We start from the raw sequence: 15,509 nt of genomic DNA, 5'->3' as shown, positions 1-15,509 counted from the left end.
AGGGTTAATTGGGTGTGAGGCTGCCTGAAAATATCAGCCTGCCAGTTTTTGGTAGGTATCCGCCGGGTTGAGCTGCGTGGTGGAACGGTAAAGCAGGGATTGTCCGTCATTTTCGTCGTAGTCATCAATATAAAATGCAAACAGCAGGATGCCGTTTTCGGCGCGGTTGCCGAACAGGCCTTCTCGGTCGCATTGTTGCAGGGCGGCAATCAGGGCGGTTTCGTATGCGGCGCGTTTTTGTTGGTAGGCATCTTCGTCGCCGCCTAGGTTTTCTATGCTGCGGTAGGCCGTTTGGTAGAGTTTGCTTTGGTTTTCCAGCCAGTTGTCTGAAATATTTTGGATTTCGTCGTCGCCTTCGTACAGTGTGCATCGGCCGTCCCAAATGGCGTGCAGCAGGGTGCAGTTCGGGTAGTCGTCTGCGTGCCGGGCGGCGAAGGCGGCGAAATCTTGGCGGGTGATGGCGGCGTTGCCGGCGGCGAAAAAGTCGTCCACCAAATAGAAATAATAGGCGGCGATGTCTTTGCCGTCCTGTTCGGCCTGCTGCCTGATGCGGGCGAAGCATTGGCGGATGTGGGCGGCGGCGGTGTGGTGCAGGGTTTGTGCTTCGGCGGGCATGGGTTTCCTTCGGGTTTTGGGGCTACCTGAAAAATCGGATTCTGCCTTTAACTGTGTTGGTGCAGGATGTATTTGCGGTAGGTGTTGGGCAGCACGGCGGCGAGGTCTTCCATTGTCCAATTCCTGTCGCGGGGGCAGACGGGGATGTCCAATTCCTGCCGCGCGGTGTTTTGCCATTGGGCATGGGCTTTTTTGGCGAATTCGGCGGCGGTTTTTTTGAAGGCGCGGATGCCGGTGCGGGTGCGTTCGCGGTAGATTTTGCCGGCGAGATAACGCTGCTCGGGAAATTCGTGTTCGTGCCCTTTCAGGCAGCCGCTGCAATAGTCGGGGGCGGCTGCGGTGTCGGCAAGGCGGTCGGCATCGTGCAATACGGCAAGATAGGTGCTTTTGCCCTGCAAAATCAGCCAGGCGGCAAAGCCGTAGGTGTGGTAGGCGTGTTTGCCGCCGTGCACCAGCGACAGGGCGGACCAAATGAGCTGGTTGGGGCTGGCGATGACGGCGGTTTCGTAGTGTTCAAAAAAATCATGGAAATACAGCAAGTCTTCGTCGGGCAGCGCGGCCAGTGCGCGGCCGAGGTTGTGGTTGAACTCGGCGATGCTGTGCGATGCGGGTCGGGCTTGTTCGATGATGTGCCAAAAGTCGTTCGGGGTCATGGTGTTGCTGCCGTTCTGTTTTCAGGCTGCCTGAAAAAGAGGCTACCTGAAAACTGTTATTGCTCGGACTGAGGGACGAATTGCGCGCTGACGCCCCACGAATGCAGTTCTTCCAAATGGGCGCGCATATATTGCCACAGCCCGCTGCGGTAGAGGATGGGGAGGCGGTTGGCGGCGGCCAGGGCTTCGGCGGTGCTTAGGCCGTGGAGCTGTTTCATGCGGGCGGCCACTTTGGTTTTGGCTTGGCCCAAGTCGGTAATCACGATGTGGCCGAACACCCAGTCGCCGCCGGCAATTTTGGCTTGGCGGAGGGCTTCTTGGCGCGCCCACTCGGCTTCCAGCTCTTTTTGTTCGCACAGGCTTTGGTGCACTTCCTGCCAGAATCCGTTGTGCGCCACGTCGCAATGTCGGGCGATGAAGTCGGCGGTTTGGCTGCTGTCTTGCCCCGTTTCCATGATTTGGCGCAGGCGCAGCAGGAAGCGGGCAAATTCTGCCAAAGCGGGAGATACGGCAAAGGGCTGCTCCCAATCGCCGTCGTGGTAGCAGAAATACACGGGAAAACCTTGCGCGGCTTCGCGGTCGTCTACAAAAAAGAAATCGTCCATGCTGTTGAGGGCGATGATGTGGCGGTGGGGGTATTCATCGCCGAAATAATCGCTGCGGAATGCGTTTGGGTTGCCGTTTGCGGGGTAATGCAGGGGCAGGTATCCGTTGGTTTCCAGCCCGTGCACGGTTTGGTAGAAGGCGGCGAGGGCGGGGGAGAGGGGCGGCGGGATGGGCATGGGGTGGTCTTTGCTGGGCGGGCGTTTCGGGCTACCTGAAAAATATCGCGGCGGGTTTTGCCGTGTTGCGGCCTGCGTTTTCGCTTCGCAGAAACTTGCTTTGCTCGTTTAGCTGCGTTGAAGCTCGCGCTTTCAGGTAGCCTGATTGATGCGGGAGGCTACCTGAAAACTGGGTTGCGCTATTTGCGTGCTTCCACGCGGCTGCATACGGCCTGCACCATTTCGGCGCTGTGTTTTTCTTCGCCTTCGGGAGCGTTGAGCTCGCCGATGTCTCCTTCGCTCAGTTCGGCGGGTTTGGCATAGGGGTGGGTGTCTTTCAGGCCGTTGGGTTTGCCGTCGGCGTCAAACAGGGCCAGCGCACTCATCACGGACTGCTGCTTGCCGCTGCCGCAAAATACCCAGTCGAGCACGAGCATATAGGGCTCGGTGTCGCCGCGTTGCGAACGGTGGCGCGATACGGCGGCATACCAGCCTTCGCCGAGGGGGCGGATGGTGTCGGGGTAGAGATGGGCGGTGTAGGCGCCGTCGTCGTCGCTTTGGTAGCTGTAGAGGCGCACGGGCTCGCCCAGCTTGGTTTGCGCCAGTTCGGCGGCTTTGGGGTTGGCTTCGCGTTCGGCAGGACTCACTTCGGCGTGAACGCCGGCGGCGAGGAGGCCGAAGAGGGCGGCAAGGAGGAATTTTTTCATGGTGTCGGGGTGGGCAGAGGGGGTGCATTGGGTCGGCTATGCGGAAGCGGATATTTTTCAGGTAGCCTGCTGCGGGTAAAGGCTACCTGAAAATTATTCTTCAATCACCTGCGGCACGATATACAGGCGGTTGCGCACTTCGGGGGCGCAGGCCTGGTATTCGGCGGCGTGGTCGGTTTCGGTGATTTGGTCTTCGCGCAGGCGCAGGGCGACTTCGTGCGGATGGGTCATCGGCTCGACGCCGTCGGTGTTCACGCTCTGCATTTGCGCCACCATGTCGAGAATGCCGTTGAGCTCGCCCAACACGGTGTTTTTCTCGGTTTCGTCCAGGCTCAGGCGCGACAGGCGGGCGATTTTTTCGACGTCGGAAAGTGTAAGCGACATAAAATTTCCTTAAATTATGTTTAGCAAACCGCCCAATCTCGGGTATCATTACGCGTTTCAATCAAAACCGGCTTGCAAAGCTCGGATTATAGCCTAAAAGCCTGCCGCTCGGCACGGCGTGTGAAGAGGCTACCTGAAAATGCGCCGGTTCTCATCAGGCTTGGTTTTCTCTGTATTCAAACGCTAGGATTTAAAGCATGTTCCGCTTTCTCACCCGATATTTCTCCAATGATCTGGCCATCGACTTAGGTACGGCCAACACCCTGATTTACATCAAAGGCCGCGGCATCGTTTTGGACGAGCCCTCGGTGGTGGCGCTGCCCAACGACATGAGCAACAACAATGCCACGGTGGCGGTGGGTGCGGAAGCCAAGCGCATGTTGGGCCGCACGCCCGGCACGATTCAGGCCGTGCGCCCGATGAAAGACGGCGTGATTGCCGATTTCGACGTAACCGAAAAAATGCTCAAGCACTTCATCCGCAAAGTGAACAACAGCCGCTTCGCCGCCGCGCCGCGCATCGTGATTTGCGTGCCCTGCGGCTCCACCCAGGTGGAGCGCAAAGCGATTCACGATTCGGCCAAGCAGGCCGGTGCGGCTTCGGTAAACCTGATTGAAGAGCCTATGGCCGCAGCCATCGGCGCCGGCCTGCCGATTGAAGAGCCCACCGGCTCCATGGTGGTGGACATCGGCGGCGGCACCACCGAAGTGGGCATCATCTCCCTCACCGGCGTGGTGTATTCCCATTCCATCCGCGTGGCCGGCGATGCCTTCGACGAAGCCATTATCAACTACGTGCGCCGCAACTACGGCATGCTGATCGGCGAAACCACCGCCGAGGAAATCAAAAAAGCCATCGGCACCGCTTTCCCGGGCACCGCCGTGCGCGAAATCGAAGCCAAGGGCCGCAACCTGGCCGAGGGCGTGCCGCGCGCCTTCACCATCAGCTCCAACGAAGTGCTAGAAGCCTTGGCCGAGCCGCTGAACCAAATCGTGCAGGCCGTGAAAAACGCGCTGGAGCAAACCCCGCCCGAGCTGGGCGCGGATATTGCCGACCGCGGCCTGGTGCTCACCGGCGGCGGCGCGCTGCTCAACGGTTTGGACCGCTTGCTGGCCGAGGAAACCGGCCTGCCGGTGAGCATTGCCGAAGATCCGCTCACCTGCGTGGTGCGCGGTTCGGGCAAAGCTTTGGATTACATCGGCAAGATGAATTCCGTGTTCACCACCGTATAATTTCTTCCCCGGTATTCCGCCCGGCACACGCTGCTTGGCGCGGAATACCGGCTTCCCTTTCCAGACATGCCTGTTGGTATTGTGTTTTCAGTTTTCAGGTAGCCTGTATCCCCCATGTCGCAAGAAATCAATTTCGTCAGCCCGATTATCACGCCCGCCGGCAAGCTGGTGCTGCTGGGCATGCTGTCGATGGCGCTGATGGTGCTCGACAACCGCTATGCCGCCTTGCAGCAGGCCAAATCTTATGTGGCCACTGGGCTGTATCCGCTGCAGTGGGTGGCGCGCCAGCCGGCCCAATGGGTGCGCAGCGGCACGTCCTATATGCAGGACAAACAGCAGCTGCTGGTTGAAAACGCCCGCCTGAAAGAAGGAAACGCCCGCCTGAGCATGCAGTTGCAGTTGCAGGCGCCAGCGGCGCGCGAATTGGGCGAACTGAAAACGCTCAACCGCCTGCAGCCGCTTCTGACACCGCAGGCCGTGCTGGCGGAGATTGTGTCCAACGGGCGCATCCCGCAGGCCGACCGCATCTTGATTACCAAGGGCAGCGGCAGCGGCATCCGAGTGGGTGACCCGGTGAGCGACGAGCAGGGCTTAATCGGCCAGGTTACCGCCGTGCAGCCGGCCACGGCGGAGGTGACGCTGATCAACCACCGCCAGTTTGTGATTCCGGCGATGGTGGCCGAGAGCGGGGTGCGCACGCTGGTGTACGGGCGCGGCGATATGCTGGATTTGCGCTATTTTCCGGTATCGGCAGAGCTGAAAGAAGGCGATTTGCTGGTGACCTCCGGCATCGACAGCATCTACCCGGCCGGCATCCCGATTGCCAAGGTGCTGCGTGCCGACCGCAATTCCGGCACGCCGTATTACCGCACCACGCTGCAACCGGCCGCCCATTTAAACAGCAGCAGCTATGTGCTGGTGATTCCGCAGAAGCCGCAGGCCGCCGCCAGGCTACCTGAAAGTGCTTCCGCCCCGGCCGAGGAGGAGTAGCCATGGCGCCGGTGAACCCGCTCAAAGAAGCCACGCCCAAACGCTGGGTGGCGTTCAGCTTTTTGCTGGTGTTGCTGCTGGATTTTATTCCGGTGCCGCCGCCCTGGGTGTATCCGCTGCCGGATTTCACGCTGATTCTGCTGGCTTATTGGCTGCTGCACCGCCCGCAGCTGATCGGCATTGGCGCGGCATTCTGCATCGGCCTGCTGGTGGACATCGGCAGCAATTCGCTCTTGGGGCAGCATGCTTTGGCCTATACCGTGGCGGCGTTTCTGATTGAACGCAAGCGGCGGCAGATTGCGCTCAATTCTTTCGGCTGGCAGGCGGTGGCGATGGCCGGCGCGATGTTGGCCAGCCAAACGGTGATTTTCTTGGTGAGCCTGTTTCAGCAGCAGCCGTTTTCGTTGTGGCGGCTGTGGCTGCCCTCGGTCACCACCGGCCTCTTGTGGCCGCAGCTCAACAATATGATGCTCGCCATCGCCCATTTCCGCCGTAACCGCAAATGAAGTCGCGCCGCCATTACACGCCTGCCAAACCTGTCCGCCGCCGGCAGAAGGATTACCTGCTGCGGCTGATGGTGGCTTTTGCTATGATTTTGGTGTTTTTCAGCGTGTTGGTGTGGCAATTTGTGCGGCTTCAGGTAGCCCGGCACGAAGAATTCGTGGCCAAAGCCGCCACCAATCGCATCTCCCTTATCCCCACTCCGCCGATTCGCGGCGAAATCACCGATGTGAACGGCGTGGTGCTGGCTCACAATTATCCGGCCTATTCGCTGGAAATCATCCCAAACGAATTGGAAATGAAAATCGAGGAATTGGTGCCGGCGCTGAGCTCCTATGTGGACATCAGCGAGGCCGATTTGAAACGCTTTCAGCGTTTCCGCGCCGATTCCCGCTCTTATGAACGCATCCCGCTGAAACTGAAACTGAGCACCGAAGAATCCGCCAGACTGGCTGCGGTGCTGTTCCGCTTCAAAGGCGTGGAAGTGAACGCCCGCACCTTCCGCGAATACCCCTACGGCGAGCTCACCACCCACATCCTCGGCTACATCGGCCGCATCAGCGACAAAGACCGTGACCGTCTGGAAAGCGAAGACCGCTACGAGCTTTACCGCGGCACCACCCACATCGGCAAAATGGGCTTGGAAAACTTCTACGAACAGCAGCTGCACGGCATGCCCGGCTATCAGGAAGTGGAAAAAGACGCGCAGGGCAACATCGTGCGCACCCTGAAAACCGCGCCGGCGGTGAGCGGGCAAACCCTGCGCCTGTCGCTCGACATCCGCATGCAGCAGAAAGCCAGCGATTTGCTGGGCAACCGGCGCGGCGCGGTGGTGGCGATCGACCCGCAAAGCGGCGGCGTGCTGGCTTTGGTGTCCAAGCCGTCCTACGATGCCAACCTGTTTATCGACGGCATCGACGGCGACACCTGGAAAAGCCTGAACGAAGATTGGCAGCGCCCGTTGATCAACCGCGTAACCCAAGGCCTGTATCCGCCCGGTTCCACCTTCAAGCCCTTCATGGGCATGGCCGCACTGCAAAGCGGGCAGATTACGCCCTATACCGTGCTGCCCGCCCCCGGCGCGTGGAGCATTCCCGGCAGCCGACACCAGTTCCGCGATTCGGTGCGCAGCGGGCATGGCTCGGCCAATTTGGGCAAGGCCATCCAAGTATCGTCCGACACCTTCTTCTACCGCCTGGGCTACGAAATGGGCATCAACAAAGCCTACCCCTATCTGGCGCACTTCGGTTTCGGCCGGCAAACCGGCATCGACCTGCCCAACGAATACAAAGGCATCCTGCCCAGCCCCGAATGGAAAGCGCGCCGTTTTGCCAACGCCCGCAACGAATCCGCCCGCCGCTGGAATCCGGCCGATATGGTGCCGGTGAGCATCGGGCAGGGCTACAACGCCTACACGCCGCTGCAAATGGCGCACGCCACCGCCACCCTGGCCAATGACGGCGTGATGTACCGCCCGCATCTGGTGCGCGAGCTGATTGATCATCAAAACCAAACCCGCATGCTGGTGGGCACCGAGCCCAGCGCCCGCCTGCCGTTCAAGCCGGAATATTTCACCTTTGTGAAGCAGAGCATGGAGCGCGTGCTGCGCCCGGGCGGCACGGCCTGGCGCGTGGGCAGCGGGCTGAAATACAGCATGGGCGGCAAAACCGGCACCGCGCAGGTGGTGCAGATTCGGCAGGGCGCATCCTATAATGCGGCGGCGCTGGCCGAGCAGCACCGCGACCACGCCTGGTTTATCGCCTTTGCGCCCGTGCAAAATCCGAAAATCGCCATTGCCGTGTTGCTGGAAAACGGCGGTTGGGGCGCCAACGCCGCGCCGATTGCCCGCCAGCTGGCCGATTTCTACCTGCTCCAGCTGCAGGGCGAAAATGGCAAAGACCTGCCCTTGCCCAAGCCGGCCGTGCCCGGCGCCGGGGCGATGAGTCAAACCGAATATCCGATCATCCATGCCCAGGCGGTGCGCACGCTGTCTGCCTATCAGGCGGTTTCAGGTAGCCTTCCGGCCAGCCAGCCCGCCGCCGCGTCGGAGGTGCGATAAGCCATGCAACAACATCCCGTCCGTTCAATCCGCCGCTATTGGCAGAAAATCTGGGAGCCGATGGATATGTGGCTGTTTTACAGCATGCTCGCCATCTATGTGATGAGCCTGTTTCTGCTGTATTCGGCCGACGGCCAGAGCATCGGCCAGCTGGAAAACAAAACCCTGCACACGGTATTGGGCTTCGTGCTGCTGTGGGGCATCGCCCGCACGCGGCCGCAGGTGTTGGGCAATTTTGCCGTGCTGCTGTATGCCTTCAGCCTGCTGATGCTGATCGGCGTGCACTTTTTCGGCATCACCGTAAACGGCTCGCAGCGCTGGCTGAACTTGGGCATCGTGCGCCTGCAGCCTTCCGAGCTGATGAAAATCGCGCTGCCGATGACGGTGGCCTGGTTTTTGCAGAAGCACGAAACGGAGCTGGATTGGAAGCATTATTTGGGCGCGCTGGGGCTGGTGATGGCGCCGGTGTTCTTGATTTTGAAGCAGCCCGATTTGGGCACAGCGGTGCTGATTATGGCTTCCGGGCTGTTTGTGATGTTTTTCGCCGGGCTGTCGTGGCGCGTGATTGCCGTGTCGGTGGTGGGCTTTTTCGCCTCGCTGCCGCTGATGTGGAATTATGTGATGCACGACTACCAGCGCACCCGTGTACTCACCCTGCTTGATCCAAGTAAAGATCCGCTCGGCGCCGGCTACCACATTTTGCAGTCGATGACCGCCATCGGCTCCGGCGGCATCTGGGGCAAAGGTTGGCTCAACGGCACGCAAACCCATCTCGACTACATCCCCGAATCCACCACCGACTTCATCTTTGCCGTGTATGGCGAAGAATTCGGCCTCATCGGCAACATCCTGCTCCTGCTGGTGTACACCGTGATGCTGGGGCGCGGCCTCTACATTGCCGCCAAAGCGCCCACGCTCTACAGCCGCACCTTGGCCGGCGCACTCACCATGACGCTGTTTTGCTATATTTTCGTGAACATGGGCATGGTGAGCGGCATTCTGCCGGTGGTGGGCGTGCCGCTGCCCCTGGTGAGCTACGGTGGCACGGCCACGCTCTCCATCATGATCATCATCGCCATGCTGATGGGCATCAGCAACCAGCAGACCAAGATGTAAGCAGGCTACCTGAAAACGAACGTAGTGAGTTTCTGCGAAGCTCACGCTTTCAGGTAGCCTTTGCCGTAGGTAGGGATTTCCCATGCAAAATGGCCGCTAGGTGTGTTGAATCCGCTATATATTTGACCCAGTGTGGTGTTCCTCCATAGCAAAGCCCGCGCCGCGCGTATAAAATAGCGGCATTGCTCCGGCCTGCGCCGGGCTTATTGTTTTTGGCTGCGCTGAAGCCGAAATTTCAGGTAGCCTTCGCCACAGAAAGAACAACATGAAGAAAACCGTTTTACTGGTCATCGACACCCAGCAGGCGCTGCTGGATATGGGCGCGTATCGCGGCGCGGAAATGCTCGCCGCCATCGGCCGCCTGCTGGCCGCCGCCCGTGCGCACGGGCACGAAGTGATTTATGTGCGCCACAACGAAAACGAAGCTGGCTCGCCCTTTGCGCCGCACACGCCCGGCTGGCAGATTGCCGCCGCCGTGGCGCCGCAGCCCGGCGAAAAGGTGGTGGATAAATGGTATAGCAGCGCCTTCCGCGGCACGGATTTGTTGGATTATCTGCACGGCAAGGGCGTGGCGCGCCTGGTGGTGGCCGGCATGATGACCGAATACTGCGTGGAAACCACGGTGCGCACCGCCAGCGATTTGGGCTTTGAAGTGATTTTGCCGGAAGGCGCCAACAGCACGCTGGGCAACGGCCGCTGGTCGGCGCAAGAGCTGTATGAGCACCACAATTTCGATATTATGCGCGACCGTTTTGCCGCCATGCCGAGCGTGGACGAAGCCGTGGCGCTGCTGTCTGCCTGATTGAATTGTTTGAGAGAAAAAAGATGATTACCTATACCCTATATTTGTTTACCAGCCTGATTGTGCTGAACAACCCATTGATTGCACTGGGCTACTTTGTGGAGAAAACAGAAAACTTCACGCCGAAGGAGCAGCGCAAAACCGCGCGCCTGGTGGCGATGAGCGCTTTTGTGTGCATGGTGGTGGCCGGGGTGATCGGCACGCCGCTGCTGAAAGTGTTGGGCATCAGCATTCCGGCTTTCCAGATTTCCGGCGGGATTTTGGTGTTTGTGATTGCCCTGAGCATGATGGGCGGCGAAGACAATCCGGTGAAGCCTAGTTTCAACAATGAGCATGAGCATTCGAGCCTGCCGCCGGAGAAGCAGTTTGCTTTTGCCGTGGTGCCGATGGCCACGCCGATTATCGTGGGCCCGGGCGGTTTCTCCATTGTGATTATTCACAGCAGCCATGTGAAAACGTGGATTGACGCTGTGCAGCTGCTGGCCGCCTGCTTTATGGTGGGGGTGGCCTGCTATCTGCTGCTGGCGGGTGCGGCCAGGTTGAGCAAGCTGCTCGGCAGCGTGGGCATCAAAATCATCAACCGTGTGTCCGGCCTGCTGCTGGCGGCGATTGCGGTGGAGATTGTGCTCTCTGGTTTGCGCGGTTTGTTCCCGGGCTTGAAAATTATGGGCTAATGGGAAATTGCTGGCTGTGATGCAGGGCGGGGATACCCGCCCTGTTGTTTTATGCGGGATGGGCGTAGGGGAGGGGCTACCTGAAAAGGTGCTGATGCTGTGCGGTTTCTATTTTCAGGTAGCCTGAGTACAGATTGGAGGCTACCTGAAAAATATCCGGCTTCGGTTTTCTGCGGCTATGGCAGGCGCATCAGGCGCTGAGTTTCGTGCCACAGGCCGTCGGGGCGCGGCTCAACCACGGCGATGAGGCCGGGCGGCTGGCTGGCGAGCTCGGCGGCAGTGAGGGTGTGCTCAATGGGCACGCGGGCGGGGGCGAGGTAGGCGAGGCGGGGCAGGGGGTGGAGGCGCTGCTGGGGCTGGGCGGGATAGTCGGCCCATACTTTGAGCAGCAGGCCGCTCCAGCCGAGGGGGTTGAGCGGGGCGCCGTTGGGTGTGCCGTTTGGGGTGAAGCCGATGCCGCGCACGATGGTGGCGGTGTGGAGCGGGGCGTGGGGAGGTTTCAGGTAGCCTTGGAAGCTGTGCGGCAGTTGGGCTTGGGCGGCGGGGCTGTGCAGCAGTTGGGTTTGCTGCCGGAGTTTGGCGGCTTTGTGGGGGAGGGTGTCGGCGGGGTTGAGGCCGCGCAGTTCGGCGGGGCTGCGGCCGCCGTAGTATTTGCAGGTGAGCTCGAGGTGGTGGGGCTGCCGGTGGATGAGGCAGAGGAAGTCGGCGGCGCCGAGGGTGCGGCCGTTTGTATCGCGGATGGGGTGGTTGCGGGCGATGAGTTGGCAATGGGGGGCGTGGCTGAGCCAGAAGGCGAGCAGGCTTTCGGCGTAGTGGCCGAGGCGCTGACCGAAGGGGGCTTCTTGCTGAAGCCAGTGTTGCAGGGGGGCGGGCTCTTGGTCGAGCCGGAGCAGGAAGCGGAAGCCGTGTTCGCCGAGCAGTTTGGCTACGGGGAGCTCGCAGCCGCTGTGCCACAGGGGCGGGGCGGTGAGCAGGGCGGCGAGGTCGCGGGCGGCGGGGTGGCGCAGCTGCCACCAGAGGGCGTCGAGGGCGTAGTTCATGGGGGAATGCGCTGGGAAGGGGGCTTAAGGCTACCTGAAAATAAGTGGCTTTGAAAAGGGTGCTTGGCAGGGAAGAGGCTACCTGAAAAATGGTTTGGCGGCTGTTTTGTTGCATTGAAGCTGCGTTTTGGGCGGGCTTTGGCTTGGGGGGCGGCGGCAGAGGGTTTGTGTTTTGCGGCGCGACGCCGGATAATGCGCGCCTCACGGCTCTTGGCCGGAAATGTTTATTTTGATAGGAAAAGACGGATGTATCAGGCAAAGAAACGCGGCTGGCTGCCGTGGGCGGTGGGCTTGGCGGTGTTGCTCACGGTGGTGGCGCTGGTGGTGCAGATGCGGGATGTGCTCTCGCCGTTTATTACGGCGGCGGTACTGGCTTATATTTTGAACCCGCTGGTGGAGAAGCTTTGCCGGCACAAGGTGCGGCGCTCGGTGGCTTCGATGCTGGTGATGGTGTTTGCGCTGCTGCTTTTGGTGTTGCTGCTGCTGATTGTGGTGCCGATGCTGGTGCAGCAGTTTGGCAGTTTGCTGGAAAAATTGCCGGCGCTGGTGGCGTTTGTGCAGCAGAAGGCGCTGCCGCGGCTGAATCATGCGTTGGGCACGCATTTTGTGCTGAACGAGGAATCGGTAACGGCGCTGCTCACCCAGCATTTGGGCAGCATTCGCGCCAATCTTTCCAAGGCGGTGTCGGCGTTGATGGCGCAGGGCGGCAGCCTGGTTTCGATGGCGGGCAATTTGGCGCTGCTGCCCTTTTTGCTCTACTACTTCCTGCTGGATTGGGCGCGCTGGACGGAAGGCATCAGGAAGATGGTGCCGCGCCGCTATCTGGCGGCCTACACGCGCATCGGCGGCAATATGGATACGGTGTTGGGCGAATTTTTGCGCGGGCAGCTCACGGTGATGCTGGTGATGGGGCTGCTCTACGGTTTGGGCCTGATGCTGGCGGGGCTGGAATCGGGCTTTGCTATCGGCATGGTGGCTGGGCTGCTGGTGTTTGTGCCGTATTTGGGGGCGTTCACCGGGCTGCTGCTGGCCACGATGGCGGCGCTGTTGCAATTCGGCACTTGGCAGGGGCTGCTCACGGTGTGGGCGGTGTTTGCGGTGGGGCAGTTTCTGGAGAGCTTCTTCATCACGCCGAAGATTGTGGGCGACCGCATCGGCCTGTCGCCGTTTTGGGTGATTTTCGCCCTGATGGCCTTCGGCAGCCTGTTTGGCTTTGTGGGCATGCTGCTGGCGCTGCCTTTGGCGGCGGTGACGCTGGTGCTGCTGCGCGAGGCGGCCTCGGCCTATATGGGTAGCCGGTTTTACCGTAGCGAGAAGTGAGGCCGGGCGGGCCATAGGGGCTACCTGAAAAATCTGCCGCTGCATTTTCAGGCCGCCTTCCGGCGGGCAGATTTGTTGCAAGCCCGCCTGCCTGCCGCAATCTGCCGGCAAAGTACCCATTACCTGCTTGCATTTAAACAATATCGCCAGTAAAATGCCGCGCTTACGGATTTTATTTTACTTATCAGGAGATTTTTCATATGGCCAATAGCGCCCAGGCACGCAAACGCGCCCGCCAGTCGCAGAAAAACCGTGCACACAATGCCAGCCTGCGTACTGCTTTCCGCACTGCGGTAAAGAAAGTTTTGAAAGTTGTTGAAAGTGGCGACAAAGCCGCCGCCCAAGCCGAATTCGTGGCTGCCACCAAAGTGATGGACCGCATTGCCGACAAAGGCGTGTTCCACAAAAACAAGGCTGCCCGCCATAAGAGCCGTTTGGCCGCCAAAATCAAAGCCATGGCCTAAACGCCTGCCTGTATCGACGCTGCCGCATCTGATGATAAACAGATGCGGCTTTGTTTTGCCTGTTTGCTTGGTAAGATAAAGGCTACCTGAAAAAAGGCAGCCTCAACCCGGCGGGCTGATGTTTCGGCGCAATCAAGCCGACATTTTCAGGTAGCCTTGCTGCCGCACAAAGCAGCTATAATCGCTCCACCTTCCATTGTTTCCCATCTCCAAGTCCATGCCCAAACACATCATTTCCGACGACGTGCCGCCGTGGCCGAACCCGCCCGACCCGTTTTCAGGTAGCCTGCCGCCGCAGCAGGCTTTGCGCCGCAGCCTGTCGGCACGGCTGCGGGCGGCGGTGTGGCTGCTGGCGGGCGGGCTGCTGCTGTTTGTGTCGCTCACCGGCGCGGTAACGTGGCGGCTGGAGGAGCGGGCGGCGGCCATCCACCAGGCTGCGCGCCTGAACGACCGTGTGCACCGCCTGAGCGTCGCCGTGCGCGAACCGGGCGCGGCTCTGCCGGTGAAAGAAGTGGAAACCGAGCTGGCGCGGTTGGCCGACCCGCAGCCCGGCTTGTGCTGCAATTGGTGGCGCGAGCCGGCGGCCGGCCGGTTAAGCGACGTGCGCGCGCGAACCGCCGCGCTGCTGGGCCTGGCCGGGCAGGCCGATGCTGCCGCCTTTGCCGGGCAGGCCGAGCGCCTGCACCGCAGCATCGATGCCTATGCCCAAGTTTTGGAAGAACAAAATGCCCGCAGCATCGGCTGGCTGCGCATGGGGCGCATCGGGCTGGTGCTGCTGATTGTGCTGTCGGCGGCGGTTAGCTTCCGGCTGCTGCGGCAGGGGGTGCTGCGGCCTTTGGGCGCGCTATATCAGGCCATGAGCCGGCTCACCCAAGGCTGTTTCGACACGCGCCTTGCCCTGCGCCCATCGGGCGATGAATTTGAAGCGCTGGCCGACGGTTTCAACCGCATGGCCGGCAACTTGCAGGAAATGTATGCCCATTTGGAAGACAAAGTGACGGAGAAAACCGCCGCTCTGCTGCGCCAGAAAAGCGAGTGGGAAATGCTGTATTACGTAACTTCCTATCTGCACAAGCAAAGCTTCGGCAGCGAAGTGGAGCAGGCCTTTTTGGAGCGGATGCTGCGCCTTTCCGACAGCGTGGGCGGCGGCTTGTTTTGGCACACGGAAAACGGCTTTGCCGCCGCCTGCGTGCACGGCCTGCCCGAGGATGTGGCTGCCAAGCTGCCGGGCGAGCCTGATGCACCGGAAGCGGGTGGGGCGGGGGAGGTGGTGTGGATGCAGGCGGGCGGGGAGATGCTGGCGCTGGTGCCGGTTGAGGCGCTGGGCGGCTTTCGCGGCTGGCTGGCGCTGGCCGACCCGCGCTCGCTTTCTGCCCGCGATGTGGGCCTGATCCGGCTGTTGTGCACGCAGCTTGGCATTGCCCGCGAAAACGCCGCGATGGTGTTGCTCAAGCAGCAAAATGCGGTGTTGGAAGAGCGCAACCGTATCGCCCGCAGCCTGCACGACAGCCTGGCGCAGTCGCTGTTGTTTATCAATATGCGCTTTCAGATGCTCAGCAAAAACAAATTGTTGCCGGATGATAAATCGGTGCGCGACAATATCGAGATGATCCGCAACGGCATCCAATATTGCTACGAAGACGTGCGCGAGCTGCTCGACCATTTCCGCGCCCAGCCGCAATACGGCAATTTCGCCGAAACCGTGCGCAGCGTGATCGAGCGCAGCCGGCGGCAATCCGGCATTCCCGTGGCGCTGCACTTGGCGGGAGGAGACTGGCCGCTCAACAGCGAGCAGCAAACGCAGGCGCTGTTTATTTTGCAGGAAGCGCTGTCCAACATCCGCAAACACGCCGCCGCCACGCAGGCAGAAGTGCGGCTGGAAAACGCCGACGGCTTCACGATGACTGTACGCGACAACGGCTGCGGCTTCGATGTCGCGGCCACCGCCGCCGCGCCCGGCCAACACATCGGCCTAGCCGTGATGCGCGAGCGGGCGGAGAAAATCGGTGCGCAAATCGGCATCGCGTCGCAGCCGGGCGGCGGCACGGAGGTGCGGCTGCATATTCCGGCAGTGTAGCCGGGTGGGCAGGCTGTGCCGGGATGGTTTAACTCGCATTGCAGCCTGCGTTTTAGCTTCGCAGAAACTCAGCTTCCTTCGGAAACATCGTTTTAACTGCGTTGAAGCTGCGCT

16 protein-coding genes are annotated in these 15,509 nt (G+C 60.7%); 10 read left to right on the top strand and 6 right to left on the bottom strand.

Translation table 11 applies throughout. From position 1 onward, the window contains the following. Positions 1-33 precede the first annotated feature (33 nt). From A7P95_RS01205 to gatC, 5 genes are all read right to left on the bottom strand, one after another. Positions 34-615, bottom strand: a complete 582-nt coding sequence (locus tag A7P95_RS01205) for a DUF4303 domain-containing protein (protein WP_067589927.1) — start codon at positions 613-615, stop codon at positions 34-36. Between the two features lie 47 nt (positions 616-662). Further along, positions 663-1,268 (bottom strand): DUF4240 domain-containing protein, encoded by a 606-nt coding sequence (locus tag A7P95_RS01200; protein ID WP_067589924.1) that lies wholly within the window; start codon positions 1,266-1,268, stop codon positions 663-665. A 56-nt stretch (positions 1,269-1,324) separates the two neighbouring features. After that, complete coding sequence (locus A7P95_RS01195; protein ID WP_067589921.1) at positions 1,325-2,050, bottom strand: SMI1/KNR4 family protein; 726 nt, start codon at positions 2,048-2,050, stop codon at positions 1,325-1,327. A 179-nt stretch (positions 2,051-2,229) separates the two neighbouring features. Next, a complete protein-coding gene (locus tag A7P95_RS01190) occupies positions 2,230-2,736 on the bottom strand; it encodes a hypothetical protein (RefSeq protein WP_067589918.1) in 507 nt (168 codons plus the stop codon). A gap of 93 nt (positions 2,737-2,829) precedes the next feature. Next, positions 2,830-3,120: an Asp-tRNA(Asn)/Glu-tRNA(Gln) amidotransferase subunit GatC gene (gene gatC / locus A7P95_RS01185; protein WP_067589915.1), complete on the bottom strand. Its 291-nt coding sequence runs from the start codon at positions 3,118-3,120 to the stop codon at positions 2,830-2,832. A 197-nt stretch (positions 3,121-3,317) separates the two neighbouring features. On the opposite strand from gatC, the gene A7P95_RS01180 reads away from it, so the two are divergent. From A7P95_RS01180 to A7P95_RS01150, 7 genes are all read left to right on the top strand, one after another. Next, the gene (locus tag A7P95_RS01180; RefSeq protein ID WP_067589912.1) at positions 3,318-4,352 is read left to right on the top strand and encodes a rod shape-determining protein; all 1,035 of its coding nucleotides are present in this window, start codon (positions 3,318-3,320) and stop codon (positions 4,350-4,352) included. 114 nt (positions 4,353-4,466) lie between these two features. Continuing rightward, entirely contained in the window at positions 4,467-5,342 is an 876-nt protein-coding gene (gene mreC / locus A7P95_RS01175; protein WP_067589909.1) for a rod shape-determining protein MreC, read from the top strand. Positions 5,343-5,344: 2 nt separating this feature from the next. Beyond that, positions 5,345-5,848 (top strand): rod shape-determining protein MreD, encoded by a 504-nt coding sequence (gene mreD, locus A7P95_RS01170; RefSeq protein WP_067589906.1) that lies wholly within the window; start codon positions 5,345-5,347, stop codon positions 5,846-5,848. Continuing rightward, the gene (mrdA, locus tag A7P95_RS01165) at positions 5,845-7,902 is read left to right on the top strand and encodes a penicillin-binding protein 2 (protein ID WP_067589903.1); all 2,058 of its coding nucleotides are present in this window, start codon (positions 5,845-5,847) and stop codon (positions 7,900-7,902) included. Before mreD ends, mrdA begins: the two co-directional genes overlap by 4 nt. Before the next feature lie 3 nt (positions 7,903-7,905). Next, positions 7,906-9,018, top strand: a complete 1,113-nt coding sequence (gene rodA / locus A7P95_RS01160) for a rod shape-determining protein RodA (protein WP_067589900.1) — start codon at positions 7,906-7,908, stop codon at positions 9,016-9,018. A gap of 265 nt (positions 9,019-9,283) precedes the next feature. Continuing rightward, positions 9,284-9,820: a cysteine hydrolase family protein gene (locus A7P95_RS01155; protein WP_067589897.1), complete on the top strand. Its 537-nt coding sequence runs from the start codon at positions 9,284-9,286 to the stop codon at positions 9,818-9,820. Positions 9,821-9,843: 23 nt separating this feature from the next. Further along, positions 9,844-10,494 (top strand): MarC family protein, encoded by a 651-nt coding sequence (locus A7P95_RS01150; protein WP_067589894.1) that lies wholly within the window; start codon positions 9,844-9,846, stop codon positions 10,492-10,494. Between the two features lie 176 nt (positions 10,495-10,670). Here A7P95_RS01150 and A7P95_RS01145 read toward each other — a convergent pair whose 3' ends face one another. Continuing rightward, positions 10,671-11,534 carry a DUF1853 family protein gene (locus tag A7P95_RS01145; protein ID WP_067589891.1) on the bottom strand — a complete coding sequence of 288 codons (864 nt, stop codon included), beginning with the start codon at positions 11,532-11,534 and terminating at the stop codon, positions 10,671-10,673. 246 nt (positions 11,535-11,780) lie between these two features. Between A7P95_RS01145 and A7P95_RS01140 the strand changes: the two genes are divergently transcribed. The 3 genes from A7P95_RS01140 to A7P95_RS01130 all read left to right on the top strand — a co-directional run bounded on the left by A7P95_RS01140 (position 11,781) and on the right by A7P95_RS01130 (position 15,395). Next, positions 11,781-12,854, top strand: a complete 1,074-nt coding sequence (locus A7P95_RS01140; protein WP_067589888.1) for an AI-2E family transporter — start codon at positions 11,781-11,783, stop codon at positions 12,852-12,854. Positions 12,855-13,054: 200 nt separating this feature from the next. Beyond that, positions 13,055-13,318: a 30S ribosomal protein S20 gene (gene rpsT, locus A7P95_RS01135; RefSeq protein ID WP_003823349.1), complete on the top strand. Its 264-nt coding sequence runs from the start codon at positions 13,055-13,057 to the stop codon at positions 13,316-13,318. A gap of 217 nt (positions 13,319-13,535) precedes the next feature. Further along, entirely contained in the window at positions 13,536-15,395 is a 1,860-nt protein-coding gene (locus A7P95_RS01130) for an ATP-binding protein (RefSeq protein WP_067589886.1), read from the top strand. Positions 15,396-15,509 lie beyond the last annotated feature (114 nt).

The organism is Eikenella longinqua (genome assembly GCF_001648355.1).
Classification (GTDB): Bacteria; Pseudomonadota; Gammaproteobacteria; order Burkholderiales; family Neisseriaceae; genus Eikenella; species Eikenella longinqua.
The sequence above is the reverse complement of the archived record's forward strand: the minus strand, read 5'-3'. Positions and strand labels throughout refer to the sequence as shown.